Source organism: Paenibacillus popilliae ATCC 14706 (assembly GCF_000315235.1).
Taxonomy (GTDB): Bacteria; Bacillota; Bacilli; order Paenibacillales; family Paenibacillaceae; genus Paenibacillus_B; species Paenibacillus_B popilliae.
Window position 1 is genome coordinate 1 of record NZ_BALG01000255.1, and the last position, 15,042, is coordinate 15,042.

14 protein-coding genes, 1 pseudogene and 1 riboswitch are annotated in these 15,042 nt (G+C 52.4%); of the genes and pseudogenes, 4 read left to right on the forward strand and 11 right to left on the reverse strand.

Annotation, left to right across the window (positions count from 1 at the left end; translation table 11 throughout):
• Nucleotides 1–87 precede the first annotated feature (87 nt).
• Complete coding sequence (locus PPOP_RS15460; RefSeq protein ID WP_006287492.1) at nt 88–1,026, forward strand: tyrosine-type recombinase/integrase; 939 nt, start codon at nt 88–90, stop codon at nt 1,024–1,026.
• Nucleotides 1,027–1,081: 55 nt separating this feature from the next.
• Here PPOP_RS15460 and groL read toward each other — a convergent pair whose 3' ends face one another.
• From groL to PPOP_RS20885, 7 genes and pseudogenes are all read right to left on the reverse strand, one after another.
• Nucleotides 1,082–2,710 (reverse strand): chaperonin GroEL, encoded by a 1,629-nt coding sequence (gene groL, locus PPOP_RS15465; protein ID WP_006287494.1) that lies wholly within the window; start codon nt 2,708–2,710, stop codon nt 1,082–1,084.
• A gap of 119 nt (nt 2,711–2,829) precedes the next feature.
• The gene (gene groES / locus PPOP_RS15470; protein ID WP_006287495.1) at nt 2,830–3,111 is read right to left on the reverse strand and encodes a co-chaperone GroES; all 282 of its coding nucleotides are present in this window, start codon (nt 3,109–3,111) and stop codon (nt 2,830–2,832) included.
• A 382-nt stretch (nt 3,112–3,493) separates the two neighbouring features.
• The gene (gene tatC / locus PPOP_RS15475) at nt 3,494–4,276 is read right to left on the reverse strand and encodes a twin-arginine translocase subunit TatC (RefSeq protein ID WP_006287496.1); all 783 of its coding nucleotides are present in this window, start codon (nt 4,274–4,276) and stop codon (nt 3,494–3,496) included.
• A 69-nt stretch (nt 4,277–4,345) separates the two neighbouring features.
• Complete coding sequence (gene tatA, locus PPOP_RS15480) at nt 4,346–4,621, reverse strand: twin-arginine translocase TatA/TatE family subunit (protein ID WP_006287497.1); 276 nt, start codon at nt 4,619–4,621, stop codon at nt 4,346–4,348.
• Nucleotides 4,622–4,733: 112 nt separating this feature from the next.
• The gene (locus PPOP_RS15485) at nt 4,734–5,225 is read right to left on the reverse strand and encodes a MogA/MoaB family molybdenum cofactor biosynthesis protein (RefSeq protein ID WP_006287498.1); all 492 of its coding nucleotides are present in this window, start codon (nt 5,223–5,225) and stop codon (nt 4,734–4,736) included.
• A 110-nt stretch (nt 5,226–5,335) separates the two neighbouring features.
• Nucleotides 5,336–6,016, reverse strand: coding sequence for a 5-formyltetrahydrofolate cyclo-ligase (locus PPOP_RS15490; protein ID WP_042229192.1), 681 nt, complete (start codon nt 6,014–6,016; stop codon nt 5,336–5,338).
• Between the two features lie 258 nt (nt 6,017–6,274).
• A pseudogene (locus PPOP_RS20885) lies at nt 6,275–6,629 on the reverse strand (FtsW/RodA/SpoVE family cell cycle protein); the annotation flags it as partial.
• Nucleotides 6,630–6,842: 213 nt separating this feature from the next.
• A riboswitch (M-box (ykoK) riboswitch) is annotated at nt 6,843–7,017 on the forward strand.
• Between the two features lie 384 nt (nt 7,018–7,401).
• Here PPOP_RS20885 and mgtE point away from each other — a divergent pair.
• The 3 genes from mgtE to PPOP_RS22170 all read left to right on the forward strand — a co-directional run bounded on the left by mgtE (nt 7,402) and on the right by PPOP_RS22170 (nt 11,983).
• Nucleotides 7,402–8,733 (forward strand): magnesium transporter, encoded by a 1,332-nt coding sequence (gene mgtE, locus PPOP_RS15495; RefSeq protein WP_042229206.1) that lies wholly within the window; start codon nt 7,402–7,404, stop codon nt 8,731–8,733.
• A 383-nt stretch (nt 8,734–9,116) separates the two neighbouring features.
• Nucleotides 9,117–11,090 carry an ABC-F family ATP-binding cassette domain-containing protein gene (locus PPOP_RS15500; protein WP_006287501.1) on the forward strand — a complete coding sequence of 658 codons (1,974 nt, stop codon included), beginning with the start codon at nt 9,117–9,119 and terminating at the stop codon, nt 11,088–11,090.
• 545 nt (nt 11,091–11,635) lie between these two features.
• Nucleotides 11,636–11,983: a hypothetical protein gene (locus PPOP_RS22170; RefSeq protein ID WP_148277971.1), complete on the forward strand. Its 348-nt coding sequence runs from the start codon at nt 11,636–11,638 to the stop codon at nt 11,981–11,983.
• 143 nt (nt 11,984–12,126) lie between these two features.
• On the opposite strand, the gene tsaD is transcribed toward PPOP_RS22170, so the two are convergent.
• Genes tsaD through tsaE form a run of 4 tightly spaced genes read right to left on the reverse strand, consistent with a single transcriptional unit; the run spans nt 12,127 to nt 15,036 of the window.
• A complete protein-coding gene (gene tsaD, locus PPOP_RS15510; RefSeq protein WP_006287503.1) occupies nt 12,127–13,179 on the reverse strand; it encodes a tRNA (adenosine(37)-N6)-threonylcarbamoyltransferase complex transferase subunit TsaD in 1,053 nt (350 codons plus the stop codon).
• 14 nt (nt 13,180–13,193) lie between these two features.
• Nucleotides 13,194–13,718 carry a ribosomal protein S18-alanine N-acetyltransferase gene (gene rimI / locus PPOP_RS15515; protein WP_006287504.1) on the reverse strand — a complete coding sequence of 175 codons (525 nt, stop codon included), beginning with the start codon at nt 13,716–13,718 and terminating at the stop codon, nt 13,194–13,196.
• Between the two features lie 18 nt (nt 13,719–13,736).
• Nucleotides 13,737–14,552: a tRNA (adenosine(37)-N6)-threonylcarbamoyltransferase complex dimerization subunit type 1 TsaB gene (tsaB, locus tag PPOP_RS15520; protein ID WP_042229196.1), complete on the reverse strand. Its 816-nt coding sequence runs from the start codon at nt 14,550–14,552 to the stop codon at nt 13,737–13,739.
• Nucleotides 14,553–14,556: 4 nt separating this feature from the next.
• Nucleotides 14,557–15,036 (reverse strand): tRNA (adenosine(37)-N6)-threonylcarbamoyltransferase complex ATPase subunit type 1 TsaE, encoded by a 480-nt coding sequence (tsaE, locus tag PPOP_RS15525; RefSeq protein ID WP_042229198.1) that lies wholly within the window; start codon nt 15,034–15,036, stop codon nt 14,557–14,559.
• Nucleotides 15,037–15,042: the final 6 nt, after the last annotated feature.

Sequence of the window (15,042 nt, forward strand, 5' to 3'; positions counted from 1 at the left end):
TGTCCAATCGCAGTATTACTCAGTATGGAGGAAAAGTGCTGCGCTAAACCCCACTTTCATGCTGGGGATGCGGCGGAAAAGCCATGATTGTTTTTAACTTGTTTTGCAAAATTAATTGCTTGTGACATTTCACCTGATGATTATCAAAAAGCACTAATAACCCTTAAGGAAGGTGATGGAGGAAAGAATGGACTTGCCGAGAACACACTCTCCGGTGTCCATTCAACCGCGAGGATGATATTTAAATACGGAATAAAGATCGGGGCCGTAAAAAATGATCCGACCGAATCCGCATATGTACCTAAGACAATAAAAACTGTTGAGGAGCTTGAAAAGAACGATGAGCTTCCTAATTACTTAGAAAAAGAGGAACTCATCCATTTCCTCAATACAACTCAAATTCACGGCCTTGATAGGGACTATGAGATATTTTCTACTCTTGCTTACACGGGACTTCGAGTGGGAGAACTTTGTGCACTTAAAGACACTGACATTGATTTTGAGGAACATAAAATTCGCATAACGAAGACGTTGTACAACCCTAATAATAATTACAGCAAATACATTCTAAACACGCCTAAAACCACATCCTCGATAAGAGAGATTGATGTGGAGCCAGAAATAATCGAAGGACTTAAAAACCTTCTAACAATTCAACAAATTGAGAAGACAAAAAGACCGAACAGTTACCATGACCAGGGCTTTGTTTTTGCCAAGGTCGGCCAATATGCCGGATACCCTGAGGTTATAAAGATGATTCAACTTAGAATGAAACGCCTCTTAAAGTTAGCTGGACTGAACGAAGAACTTACACCCCACTCATTAAGACATACTCACACTTCATTACTCTCTGAAGCTGGAGTAAGCCTTGAGCAGATCATGCAAAGGCTCGGGCATTCAAACGATGACATTACACGAAGAATTTATCTACACATAACTAAACCAAAAAGAAAAGAGGCTTCCCAAAAGTTCGGCGAACTAATGAGAGCCTCTAAAAAAATGGATTCAGAGTTAACAAACCGTTAACAATTTAGTATTCATGGACGTCGAACCCTTGATGTGACAAGGGTTCTCGGCCTTCTTACATCATGCCGCCCATTCCGCCCATGCCGCCCATATCAGGCATTGCTGGCTTTTCTGGTTCCGGCTTGTCAGCGACAACCGCTTCGGTCGTTAAGAACATAGCTGCTACGGAAGCTGCATTCTGCAGTGCGGAACGAGTTACCTTCGCAGGGTCGACGATACCCGCGCCGATCATGTTGACCCACTCGTCGGTTGCGGCGTTGTAGCCAACACCTGTCGCTTCGCTCTTCAGGCGCTCAACGATGATGGAGCCTTCTTGACCTGCGTTGTCCGCAATCGCGCGAACCGGAGCTTCCAGCGCGCGAAGAACGATGCTGACACCTGTCAATTCGTCGCCAGAAGATTGAACGGCCGCTACCGATTGGTATACATTCATCAATGCCGTACCTCCGCCGGCAACGATGCCTTCTTCAACGGCTGCGCGAGTCGCGTTCAGCGCATCTTCGATGCGGAGCTTGCGCTCTTTCAATTCGGTTTCCGTCGCAGCGCCGACTTTAATAACGGCTACGCCGCCAGCCAATTTCGCCAGACGCTCTTGCAGCTTCTCTTTGTCGAACTCGGAAGTCGTTTCTTCGAGCTGTGTACGGATTTGCTTGATGCGAGCATCGATATCTTCTTTTGCGCCAGCACCGTCAACGATGATTGTATTTTCTTTCGTAATACGGATTTGACGTGCAGTACCCAACTGCTCGATCGTAGTCGATTTCAATTCAAGTCCGAGTTCTTCCGTGATCACTTGAGCGCCAGTCAATGCAGCGATATCTTGCAGCATCGCTTTGCGGCGATCGCCGAAGCCTGGAGCCTTAACGGCAACGCAAGTGAATGTGCCGCGAAGCTTATTCAAGATCAAGGTTGCTTGAGCTTCGCCTTCTACATCCTCAGCGATGATCAGGAGCTGCTTGCCTTGTTGAATGACTTTCTCAAGAACAGGAAGGATTTCTTGAATGTTGGAAACCTTCTTATCTGTGATCAAGATATATGGGGTATCGAGGATAGCTTCCATCTTGTCCGTATCCGTGATCATGTACGGAGATACATAGCCACGGTCGAATTGCATCCCTTCTACAACTTCAAGCTCCGTATTGAAGCCTTTGGATTCCTCAACCGTAATTACACCGTCATTGCCGACTCTCTCCATTGCTTCTGCGATCAATGTGCCGACTTCTTCGTCATCGGCAGAGATTGCAGCAACTTGAGCGATGCTTTGCTTGTTTTCAATTGGCTTCGCAATTTTCTTCAGATCTTCAACAGCGGCTTTCACTGCTTTCTCGATCCCTTTGCGAACGACCATCGGATTCGCGCCAGCCGTAACGTTCTTCAAGCCTTCGCGAATCATCGCTTGAGCCAGAACCGTAGCGGTTGTCGTACCGTCACCGGCAACATCATTTGTTTTCGTAGCTACTTCTTTAACCAGTTGAGCACCCATGTTTTCAAATGCGTCTTCCAGCTCGATTTCCTTAGCAATCGTCACACCGTCGTTCGTGATAAGCGGAGAACCGAATTTCTTCTCCAGTACGACGTTACGGCCCTTCGGTCCAAGTGTTACTTTCACCGCGTTAGCTAAAGCGTCCACCCCGCGAAGCATGGAACGGCGTGCGTCTTCCGAGAACTTGATTTCTTTTGCCATCGTGAAACCCTCCTCAATTCATTCAGAATGATACGGCGTGCATATATGTCCGTCTGGGAGTCTTCCATTCCGGAAAGACTCGAGCGTACTATGTCAGTAAGGCTGTTCCTCCAGGCCAATTAGCCGAGAACAGCGTGAACGTCGCTTTCTTTCATAATCAAATACTCTTTGCCTTCATACTTCACTTCAGTACCGGCATACTTGGAGAAAATAACGCGGTCTCCTTCTTTCAGATCGAGCGGTACACGTTGACCGTCTTTCCATACCCCATTACCTACCGCGATAACCTTGCCTTCTTGCGGCTTCTCCTTTGCCGTATCCGGCAGAACGATACCGAAAGCTGTAGTTTCTTCCTTCGCGATTGGTTCGATCAATACGCGCTCACCTAATGGTTTGATCATGAAAAATAGCCTCCTTTGAACAAGAGTTAATAAGGTGAAGAATTCCCCGACGCCTGGAACAGGCAGCGGTAGCATCCTCAACGAAGCATTCGCCTGGTATTAGCACTCGACAATACCTAGTGCTAATAACCAATTTCTATGATACTGATTTTAGGTTTACATTGCAAGAGGGTTTCGTGTGAAAAATTATTTTTCCGATCCGGCGCTTCCGCCAGCATACCTTATTCATTTTATCCAACAAGGCTCATTACATTCCATCCCGCTCACGGATTGACCGGCTGCGCGCCGTGCGCCCGCATTCGTCCGCCGGGTACAAAAAATGCAGGCACAACAAGATGAACGCTCCATGCGAACCTGTTACACCTGCATAACGTATTCATGATCAGACCGCCGTCGTATCGGCGCCTTCCTCAAATTCCTTCCTCCTTTCCTCTTGCTCCAACAACTGCTTCCGGTAGACGATCGAAGACAAGAATACACTGATCTCATATAAAATGAGAAGCGATATCGCCACGAGCAAATCCGAGACGAAATCCGGCGGAGACATCATCGTCCCGAGCAAAATCAAGACAAAGTAGGCAATCCGACGCGTTTTCCTCAATCTCAGCGGATTCAACAACCGGATCCGGGTCAGGAACATAATGACGATCGGCAACTCAAAAAGCAGGGAGATCGGGATCAGCAGATTGAACATGAACGAAAAATACTGCGTAATGCCGTACGTCTCGGTCAAGTTCATATGCTTGTTAATGCCCGACGTAAAAGAAAACGCCATTGGAAAGACGACGAAATAGGCGAAGGAAAGCCCAAGCACAAACATTACCAATACAAAAGGGACGTACCGAAGGGCAGCACGCCGTTCTATTTCCCGGAGTCCAGGGCTGACAAAAGCCCACAGTTGGTACATTGCAATCGGGAGCGTCACAGCCAAGGCAATAAGGAAGGCGAACTTCATGTATATCCCGATCCCGTCCCATAGCGAGAAGCCGTGAAGCGGCATCTGATTGGCCGGCTCCGTATTGCGCACATATTCGTAAATCCGGTCAGCGGCGAGGAATCCTGCCACCAAGCCGATGACCAGGACAATGATGATATAAACGATTCGTTTGCGAAGCTCCGTAATATGCTCGACCAGCGTCATTTTTTCTTCCGCTTCATTCGACATGCCTCACCAACCTGTTCCTTCCATGGTAAAAGCAGATCCATCCCGCTGAACAGAACAGACAACGTCTTGTTACTCAGGGAGGCGGCGGCGCTGAAGCGCGCTGTTCGCTTCGCCAGACGCCTTGGCCGGTTCCTGGCCAGCCGACTCTACGTCAACCGTCTGAATGTCTGGGCGGGCAGGCTTCGCACTCGGCTCATCCCCCATAATATCTCGAGCGCCTTCCTTGAATTCCCGCAGAGTGCGGCCGAAGGCCCGTCCCAATTCAGGCAGCTTATTCGGTCCGAACAATAGTACCGTAATGACCAAGAGCAGAAGTATTCCCGAGATGCCAATGCCGTTGAACATAGCAAAACTTCTCCTTTCTGCAGATCCTAGAATAGAACGCTTGTGATCTACATCATATCACACCGTAATCCATAATATACCAAATAATCTGTGACAATATTTATGAAGGGTTCTATTCCGCTCCTTTATGGTCACCGTTCAGCACGGCGAGCGCATGCGGAATCTGATCCATAATCGGCAGCAAATTCTCATGCACGCCCTTCGGGTCTCCTGGCAGATTGATGATGAGCGTCTGTCCCCTCACCCCGCACACACCGCGGTTCAGCATCGCCCGACGCTGCTTCTGCATCGAAGCGAAGCGCATCGCTTCCGCCATACCCGGAACGAGCCGATCGACGACCTTGAGCGTCGCCTCCGGCGTTACGTCCCGCTCTGCCATGCCGATCCCGCCCGTCGTAATAATCAAGTGTGCCTGAAAATAATCAGCCATCTCGATGAGCGATGCGGAAATCTCATTCATCTCATCCGGCACAATTCGGTATTCCACAATCTCACCATGCAGTTCTTCTTCGACGAGTTCCCGAATGACCTGGGCGCTCGTGTCCTCGCGTTCTCCCCGAGAACCTTTGTCGCTCGCCGTCAATAGTGCTACTTTCCAGCGCATCAGGGCTCCTCCTCCCGCCTAACCGGCATAACCGGCCTTCTTCAATATACTGGCACGTGCAGGAAAGAACGTCTATCCTTCTTCCGCATGCGTGGTCATGATATCCACGCTTACTCACGGCTGCCGTTCTTCCCGGCTAACGGGTCTGCATCGGCTGCGCAAGCAATCATCTCATCCTCGGTAATCAGCCACTCGACGGCGATATCATGGGCTTCCATCGGCATACGCTCCGCCAACTGCCAGGAATAAATGCAGGCCAGCCGCACGGCGGGAGCGCGTCTCTGGTCAAACGGAGCACGATCCAGCGCTTCCATGTACGCATGCCAGAAGCAGTCGTAATATCCGGCGCCTAGCCCAAGCCGTCCGCCCTGCCGGTCGTAGGCGATGCCAGGAACGAGAATCACATCCAGCTTGTCCCAATTCCCCGGGTTCAGCTGCTCTGCCCCGGGGCCCGGCTCCTGCAGGCCGAAGGTACCGCTCGTAAATACCGTATGCTCCGTCCATGGGTGCAGTGACATCGTCTGCGAAGCTGCGTCCGTGCGTGGAAGATAGACGACATCGCCCCGCTTCCGGCAATCAAGCAGCAAGGCGGTAATATCCAGCTCATTGCCAAAAGGAAAATAGGCGAACAAATGCAAGGGACGGGCATGCCGCTCTCGCAGCGCTTTCATGAATGGGTAAGCCCGCCGGCATACGGCTTCGCTGCTGGCCTCCCGCTCCTGCCGGTCGACCGCCTGCCTGCGCGCCTTATATTGCAAACGAAGCATTCGCTTCTCCTCCGCTGCCGTCAACGTTACCGCCCCTTTCTATTTCGGCCCTAAAGTTGTATCGGAATTCCGCAGGGCAATCTATATATAGGTATGTATTACCGTTTTCATTCATTTTTCATTATTTTCAACCTTAGTTTACCATCCTTCCCCCGTTAGCGCCACCATCCGGTCGATTTTTGCGCAGCGAATGCCGTATCTTCACTATCTCCGCGTTTCAAATATGGATGCGGGAAATAAGCGAATAATACCTCTAGTTCGTAGGTTGTGTGGAAGGCATGCCTATTCGCGTTCTCTCCGATCGTTATTACGAGAAATATTCAATAGAATTCCAGTACTGGCCATGCACAACAAGAGAGAAGAGCCTCCATAGCTGACAAACGGAAGCGGTACACCTTTGATCGGCATCGCCCCGGTTACCGCCTACAAAACCGAATTCTTCTCCGATGACGGCAAAAATAAAATCGTTGTGCGCTTATGGCAAATAGAATAGCTTCTGCACGCTCTGGCCGTATCCTGTTCCAGTCACTCCCCCGTGTGCCAGCGCGATTAAAGACTGAATCAATTGATATCCAGACCCTGCTGGATCTTCAAATGGATTCAAAAACGAAATAATCCGTTGATAGCGGACGGCCTTTTATCGTTTGTTTCAAAAGAACTCACCTCGTGCATCCTACAAAATTAAAATGTTAAAATAATTGGCAACGATGCCCCTCGCTGTTCCTGTGATATTAGTCCAGTGTATTGGATCGGCTACACTTAGTTGGACAGAAAAGAGATTATGATAAGGTTAAAGTTACTCCGAAGAGGTTGACAAAATCAAAAGGCCGGGTTAAGGTTTAACATGTCGTAAAGACCTTGTTAGGTGAGGCTCCTATGCAAACATAGGCCACTGCCCAGAAATATCGAAAGATGCCCATGGGTAGAACAGGAATTGCCGGATTAAGGCTTTTCTTAAGGTGGCTATGAGAAGAATGCTTCTCTTTACGTTGCATAGTGCTAAAACTCAACTAGGGGGCGCGGGAATGTTATATTGGCGTGCATTCATCAAACCCTCTAGGATTTCTAGAGGGTTATTATTTTATTCGAAAAAGGGGGGAGAACACTCAATGGATAGTAGTTCCAGTAGTCTATCATCTATGCAAGTTCATAGTCTTGTGAAGAGGGAGAACGAGGTTCTCTTTACCCTTTCTGTGATTCATACTGTGATTCGCACGTTGCCCGGTTCCAGGGTAGGTGTATTTACGTATGCATATATGTAAGCAGTAAGTGTAATAGAGAACAGGAACTACAAGCTCTTCCTATGCGCAGGGAGGGCTTTTTTGTGTCTGCTTAACGAATGGAAAATAAGCAACAATACGGAGAAGGATGTTTGCCGATAGGAGGAAATAATCATGATTCAAAAATGGATGATTCAGGACTTGAAAGATAAATTGGCCGAACAAAAGCAGGATGCCCTAAATGATTTTCTCGCCCGTTTCCAACCTTATGATATAGCCGAAATGTTAATGGAACTTGAGGAAAGCAAGCAAATTCAATTTCTTTCCAAGCTGCCGGTTGCCCTTGGAGCAGAGATCTTGGAGTATGTCGATCCCGAATTGCAGTATCGAATTTTGGATCGCGGGACGAAGGAGACAGCAGCTTCCATGCTTAATGAGATGTCCAGCGATAAAACGGTCGATCTGCTGCTAGCCATACATCCTCACCAAGCCGGAACTTTATTGGAGCTTCTGCCTATCGATTATCGGGAGAAAATCAGTGCTCTCATGCAATACCCTCCAGAGTCGGCGGGAAGCCTGGCTACCGTCGATTATATTGCGGTGCGAAATTACTGGACGGTGGAACATACGCTGCAGCATGTCCGTAAAGTCGGGCAAGACGCGGAAATAGTCTCTTACTTCTATGTGCTGGATAATAACGGCAAACTGGTAGGGATCGTCTCGCTAAAACAAGCTATCCTTGCCAAGGCCGACTCCAAACTGGAGGAAATCATGCTCAAGGATTTCGTTTCGGTTTCTGCCCGCATGAACCAGCAGGAGGTTGCGACGATTTTATCCAATTACGATTTGGTGGCTCTTCCCGTAGTTACCGATGAGCAGCGAATGATCGGGATTATCACGGTCGATGATTTAATTGACGTTATCCATGAGGAAGCGACGGAAGATTTTCAGAAAATAGGCGGAAGCCAACCTTTAGAAGAGCCGTATTTTAAAAATTCCTTTTGGAAGTTATTTCGCAAGCGAATCGGGTGGCTGCTGGTCTTATTCGTAGCCGAAGCCTATACGGGGAATGTGCTGCGCTATTTTGAAGACACGCTCTCGGAAGTGATCGCGCTCACTTTCTTCATCCCATTGATAGTCGGGACGGGCGGAAATACAGGAACACAGACCGTAACGACTCTGGTTCGCGCCCTGGCGCTCGGGGAAGTGAAGCCGAAGAATATATTCAGAGTCATCCGTAAAGAGGTGTCCACGGGATTAATTCTAGGTATCTGCATGGGAGCAGCAACTTTTATTCGTGCACAGATACTGGGAGTCGGCTTTGATATCGGAAGCGTTGTTGCCATCACGGCTATTTTTATCGTGATCTGGGCGTCCCTCATCGCAGCTGTGCTCCCCCTGGTGCTGCACAAGCTTAGAGTCGATCCCGCCGTCGTCTCCGGCCCGTTTATTACCACCTTGGTGGATGGCACCGGACTCATCATCTACTTCTCGTTGGCCAAGCTGTTGCTGAATTTGTGATTGTAACCAATCCAAGCCTGTATCTTTCAGCGATAACGAACATCACTGCCGATCGAGAGCCCCATCCTCTGCCGGGATGAGACTCTCAATTGGCATATACTCCTCCCGTTGTTGCCATCTGAAGCCGCTTGCCCAATCATCATTTCATCGCATCGCTAAAGACGGTATCTATCGGTTCACAACCGGATTGAATAGACAAATTTCCCGCGATCGGCGAGAATAGAAGATGTGTCAGGCGGATACGGGATATCCGATCCCCCGCTGCCTGAGCGCTTGCCCATGGTACAGACACAGAATGAAACGATGTCATCATTGGTTATGGTTTTCATTATTTTGGAATCGTGATACAAGAATAGCTTGTGATTAACGGAGGAGATACCCCTATGCTTCTTCAAGTGAACGGCATGAGCAAGAGTTACGGGATAACTCCCGTATTGTCGAATATTACGCTGCAGATTCTGGAGCGCGAGCGGATTGGGCTGGTCGGTGTTAACGGGGCCGGCAAATCGACGCTCCTTCAGCTTATCGCCGGAGAGATGTCCCCGGACAGCGGAACCATTTATAAAGCCAAAGAAACACGTATTGGTTACCTGGCCCAGAACAGCGGACTGCAATCCGACCGCTCCATCTGGGACGAGATGATGCTCGTATTCGCCCCATTAGTGGAAGCGGAGCAGGAGCTGAGACAGCTTGAGCAGGAGATTGCCGACCCGGAGACCGCCGCCGACACCGCCCGCCATGAAGCGGTGATGCGCAGGTATGCCGAGCGCTCGGAATGGTTCCGCGCGCAGGGCGGCTACGAGATAGAGATGCGGGTACGGAGCGTTCTTCACGGGATGGGCTTCGGTCAGATGGATCCGGGCACGCCCATTCATACGCTGAGCGGCGGCCAGAAGACCCGGCTGGCACTGGCCCGCATTCTGCTGCTGCAGCCGGATCTGCTGCTGCTGGACGAGCCGACGAACCATCTTGATATTCATACGCTGACGTGGCTCGAGAACTATCTTCGCTCCTATCCAGGAGCGGTGCTGGTCGTGTCTCACGACCGTTATTTCCTGGATGCGATGGTCACCGCCATTATCGAGATCGAACGGCATCGGGCAAAGCGATACACTGGCAATTATACGAAGTATATGGAAGATAAAGCAGCCGATTACGAGCAGCAGATGAAGTTGTATATGAAGCAGCAGGACGAGATCGCCCGGCTGGAGGATTTCGTTCAACGCAACCTCGTGCGCGCTTCCACAACGAAGCGGGCGCAGAGCCGGCGCAAGACGCTGGAGAAGATGGAGCGGCTGGAGAAGCCGGCCGGCGAGCTGAAGAAGGCGCATTTCTGCTTCGAGACGACGAGGCAGAGCGGCAAGGACGTGCTGCATGTGCAGCAGTTATCCGCGGGCTTTGACGGCGCGGAGCCATTGTTCCACCATGCGGAATTCGATCTGAAGCGCGGCGAGATGGTCGCTCTGATCGGTCCGAACGGAATCGGCAAGTCGACCTTGCTCAAGGTGCTGATCGGCAAGCATCCTCTTCGCGACGGAAGCGTCCGCTGGGGAACCAATGTCTTGATCGGCTACTATGATCAAGAGCAATCGACGCTGAATCCGAACCATACGGTACTCGAAGAGGTATGGAGCGCCTATCCGCATCTGGAAGAGGTGCGGATACGGACCGTATTGGGGAACTTCCTGTTCAGCAGGGATGAGGTGACGAAGAAAGTCGCTTCCCTGAGCGGCGGGGAAAAGGCGCGCGTCGCCCTGGCCAAGCTGATGCTGCAGCAGGCGAACGTGCTGATTCTCGACGAGCCAACCAACCACCTTGATCTGTTCAGCAAGGAAGTGCTGGAATCGGCGCTGTACGAGTATGAAGGCACGCTGCTGTTCATCTCCCATGACCGCTACTTCCTGAACAAGATGGCGGAGCGCATCATCGAGCTGGATGCGGACGGAACGCACCCGTATCTCGGCAATTATGACGACTATATGGCCAAAAAGCAGGAGCTTGCCGAAGACGCAGCGATTCGCGCCTCGCTGGAGCTGACGGCGCCAAGCAAGCCAGCTGCGTTCCAGGGCAGCGCTGCGGCGGACAGTGTATCCGATTCGGGCTTAAGTGCCGCGGAGGCCTATGAGGCCGACAAGCAGGCCAAGCGCGAGGAACGCGCACGCCAGCGGAAGCTGGAGCAATTGGAGACGCAGATTGCCGCGCTGGAAGCGAAGATCGTGGAACACGAGCTGGAGCTTGCCGAACCGGATGTCTATAACGACTATGTCCGCGTCCAGGCCATCCAGTCGCAACTCGATGGAGACAAGGAAGCGTTGAACGCGGTATACGCCGAATGGGAGCAACTGATGGAAGCCTAGAAGCCGAAGTGCGTCCATCGGCATCCCCTGTATCATAAGAACAAGGGGCTGCCCCGAATTCAAAACCGTAGCAGGTGTCTGATTCACATTTTTTCTACCTAAAATACTTTTTACTTTAGCCTGACTACCTGTGAATTGGCCTGCATTTTTCCAGCGGTGGCTGCCTGTTTTCATATGATGAAGCCCGAGATTCTTCACACAAGTTATACACAGCTCGCGACTGGACGATAGGTTGTTTCTTCCCTGCTTCACGTTCATTTTTCGCTGTCATACCAATGGTTTTGTGGTCTCACCAACATTATCCACTGTTTTATCCACATTATCCACAACCAACAAGGCATATTTAGAAAAATCTATCCTCTTTTTCACCTGGAGCTAGACCTTGATCCCAGAGGGGAGAAAGCGTTTTATCCCCATTTTCAACAGGATATGTGGATAACTTTGTCCACATATCCATGAGGATGAATCGTGGCGGTGGGCGGACATGAGCTCCTGGTCTCGAACAGGGTCTCCGAAGCCATCATACATTTTGTTCAAAGGCCGACATGGAAAGGGACGCCATCCTGATCCGCGTGCTGCTTGAGTGCGTGCCGGGCCGAATACGGGTCGAGGCCCGCAGGGTAGCTCTACGTGTATCGAGCGCCATGATCAACTCTTTCAGCACGCAGTTGCAAGCTGGTTCGCATAAGCCACCCTCTCTCGCCACCTTCTTCACCTCGGCGCGCGATTGGGCAGTTGATATTGAACATAGCCTGCTCGCTAATCCGCAGCATCATGTCGAAAATTTGAATCCTCGGCTTCTCCTGATCCTGCACAGCTCCTGCCTGCACCGAATTGCCTTGTGCATGTGTACTCTTCGTGATTACTCTCGTAAACTATTTTCTCTTGAATAAAATAAAGCCTGCCGTCTCTAAAGAGACGACAAGCTTTGCTGCGGTACCACTCTCGGTCGAAGATCATCCGTATCATCCTTCCCCTTGGTCTCTGACTCGAATGAAAGGCTCGCTCCGCCCCTTTTGTCCGGAGCGATGGGCAGCTATTCCACCGACCACGCCTCGAGCGAGAACAGCGGCTGTGCCTGGAAATCAAGCGGCGCAACCTGCCCGTGCTTCCACTTGATATGCGCCGCGGCCCCGATCATCGCCGCATTGTCCATGCAATATTCAACCGGAGGAATCAGTAGCGCCACGCCTTCGGCCTGGCACCGCTCGGCTAGCGCCGAGCGCAATCCGCGATTGGCGGCCACACCGCCGCACAGCAGCAATTGGGCCACGCCGTATTCCTTCACGGCACGCATCGCTTTCTCCGTCAGCACGTCGATGACGGATTCCTGGAATCCACGGGCAACGGCGGCGTACATCGGCGGCTCGCCCCGCATCTTCGCCTGATTGACGACGTTCAGCACGGCGGACTTCAGTCCGCTGAAGCTGAAATCATAGGAATCAGGCTCCAGCCAGGCACGCGGCAGCGTGATCGCATCGTCCGCGTTCACGGCGAGGCGGTCGATATGCGGACCACCCGGATACGGGAAGCCGACCGCGCGGGCAACCTTGTCGTAAGCCTCGCCGACCGCGTCGTCGCGCGTGCTTCCGATGACGCGGAACACGCCCTCCCGCTCCAGATGAACCAGCTCCGTATGCCCGCCGCTGACGACGAGCGCCATGCATGGATAAGCCAGCTCCTGCACGAGCCGGTTCGCATAAATATGCCCGGCGATATGATGCGTCCCGATGAGCGGCACGTCCAAGGCCATCGCCAGCGACTTCGCCGCCACGATGCCAACGAGCAGCGAGCCGACGAGTCCCGGCCCCTGCGTGACCGCTACGGCCATAATGTCAGTCAGGGCAACGCCTGCCTGCTTCACTGCTTCCTCCAGCATGACGGTAATCGTCTCCACATGCTTGCGCGAAGCGATCTCCGGCACAACACCGCCGAAGCGCTGATGAACATCAATCTGGCTGGAGACTTGGTTCGCCAGCACTTCACGCCCGCCGCGAACGATGGCGACAGATGTCTCATCGCAGCTTGTCTCGATCGCGAGTATGACGTCCGCTTCCGCCGGATGGGTATGGGAACTTGGTATATTCACGAATGTCACCTGCTTTATTCCGCTTGTTGATAGGAAGAGGCGGCCGACGCTTTCAGATCGGTCCACATGATGAGTGCATCTTCCTTGTTATCCGAATAGTATCCTTTGCGCACGCCCGCTCCGTGAAAGCCGAACTTCGCATACAGCCGCTGGGCAATCTGATTCGACACCCGAACCTCCAGCGTTATCGCCTCCATGCCATAGGCCAGAGCCTGAACGACCATCTCCCGCAGCAAGTGCTCCCCGAGCTTCTGCCCCCGGAATTCGGGATGAACAGCGATATTGGTAATATGAGCTTCATCCACAATCGTCCACATGCCGGAATAGCCAATAATGCGATCGCCATAAAGCATCACCGTATACTTGGCAAAATGGTTCTGCGTCAATTCATTCCGGAACGCATCCATCGTCCAAGGCACCGTGAACGAAGCGTGCTCCACCTCCAGCACGCCGGGAATATCCTCAAGCCGCATCGGCCGCAACTTCACTCTGCCGGATGCTTCCCGTCCATCCTCATCCAATTCAGGCCGTTGTCCCATCTGACATGCTCCCTTCTATTACTGCTGTCTCCGGTCCGCCCGCTCCTTCGCCAGCAGCTTCGCTTCCGCTTCCGCCAACTGCGTATAATTCGGTTCGAGCCGATGGGCATCCGTCCGCTCGCCTGCGGCATAGGCGCGCAGACCGAGACGACCGATCCAGCGCGCCTCCATCCCGCACGGGGTGACGCGAATCCGCTCTCCCCATTGCGCCTGCAGGACGTTCAATGCTTCCTGCTGCGCTCCTGTGTCGCCGACGAACCACACTTCTTCGGTCGCATGCGGATGATCCGCACCTTCCACATCAGCTTCCAGTACCCGGAGCGCCTTCTCGGCGACCAGCGAGAACAGGTGAATTCCGTCCTTTCCATGACGCTCCATGCCGTCCCCCCTTCCGTTCCAAGTGAAGGGAGCCGTATAGACCTGGCCCCTTCTCGCATCCATCAGCGGGTACACAAGGATGCGCCCAGCGCGCCCAGCGCCGTCCTGTTCGGCCTGCTTCACCCCGGAGAGCGCCAGCGCCTCCAGGCTGGAAACGCCGACAACCGGCTTGCCCCATGTCCAGGCCATCGTCTTCCCGGCCGTGACCGCGATGCGTACGCCCGTATACGATCCGGGGCCGATACCGACGGCGACAAGATCCGTCGACTTCCCGTTCCACCCGTGATCCGCCATTAGCGACTGCACCGTCGGCAGCAGCTTGATCGAATGATTGCGCTCGGCCCGAGAATGGCGCTCGTCCACGAGCGCACCCCCTTCCAGTAGAGCAACGGTCAGAGCAGCCGTCGATGTATCCAGGGCCAACACCCGCGTTCTGTTATGATCCTGTTGATGCACGATGTCAGACTCCCATCCGTTTAAGTTCGTTAACCCAGCTTACATAAGGCTCCCCGTACGCGGTCAGGCGAATGATCCGCTCCGTCTCACCCTCCGTCCGCATAAAAAGATGCAAATAACGCGGCGGCAGCAGCGGCGTAATCAGGCTTGACCACTCGACCAGCGACACGCCGTCGCCATACAAGTACTCATCCAACCCCAATTCATCCGCTTCCGCCATCGAGATGCGGTATACATCCATATGATAGAGCGGCAGCCTGCCGCTGTCATATTCCTTAATTATCGTAAACGTCGGACTATTGACGATCCCCTCGATACCGAGCGCACGCGCGACCGCCTGCGAGAACCGGGTTTTGCCGGCCCCCAGATCTCCGTCCAGCGCGAGAACCGTGCCGGGCTGACAGCGTTCGGCCAGCTTCGCAGCCAGCCGTTCCGTATCAACTTCGCTCGCGGAGTAAAAGGAGAATTCCGCTGATTGATTCATAATTCC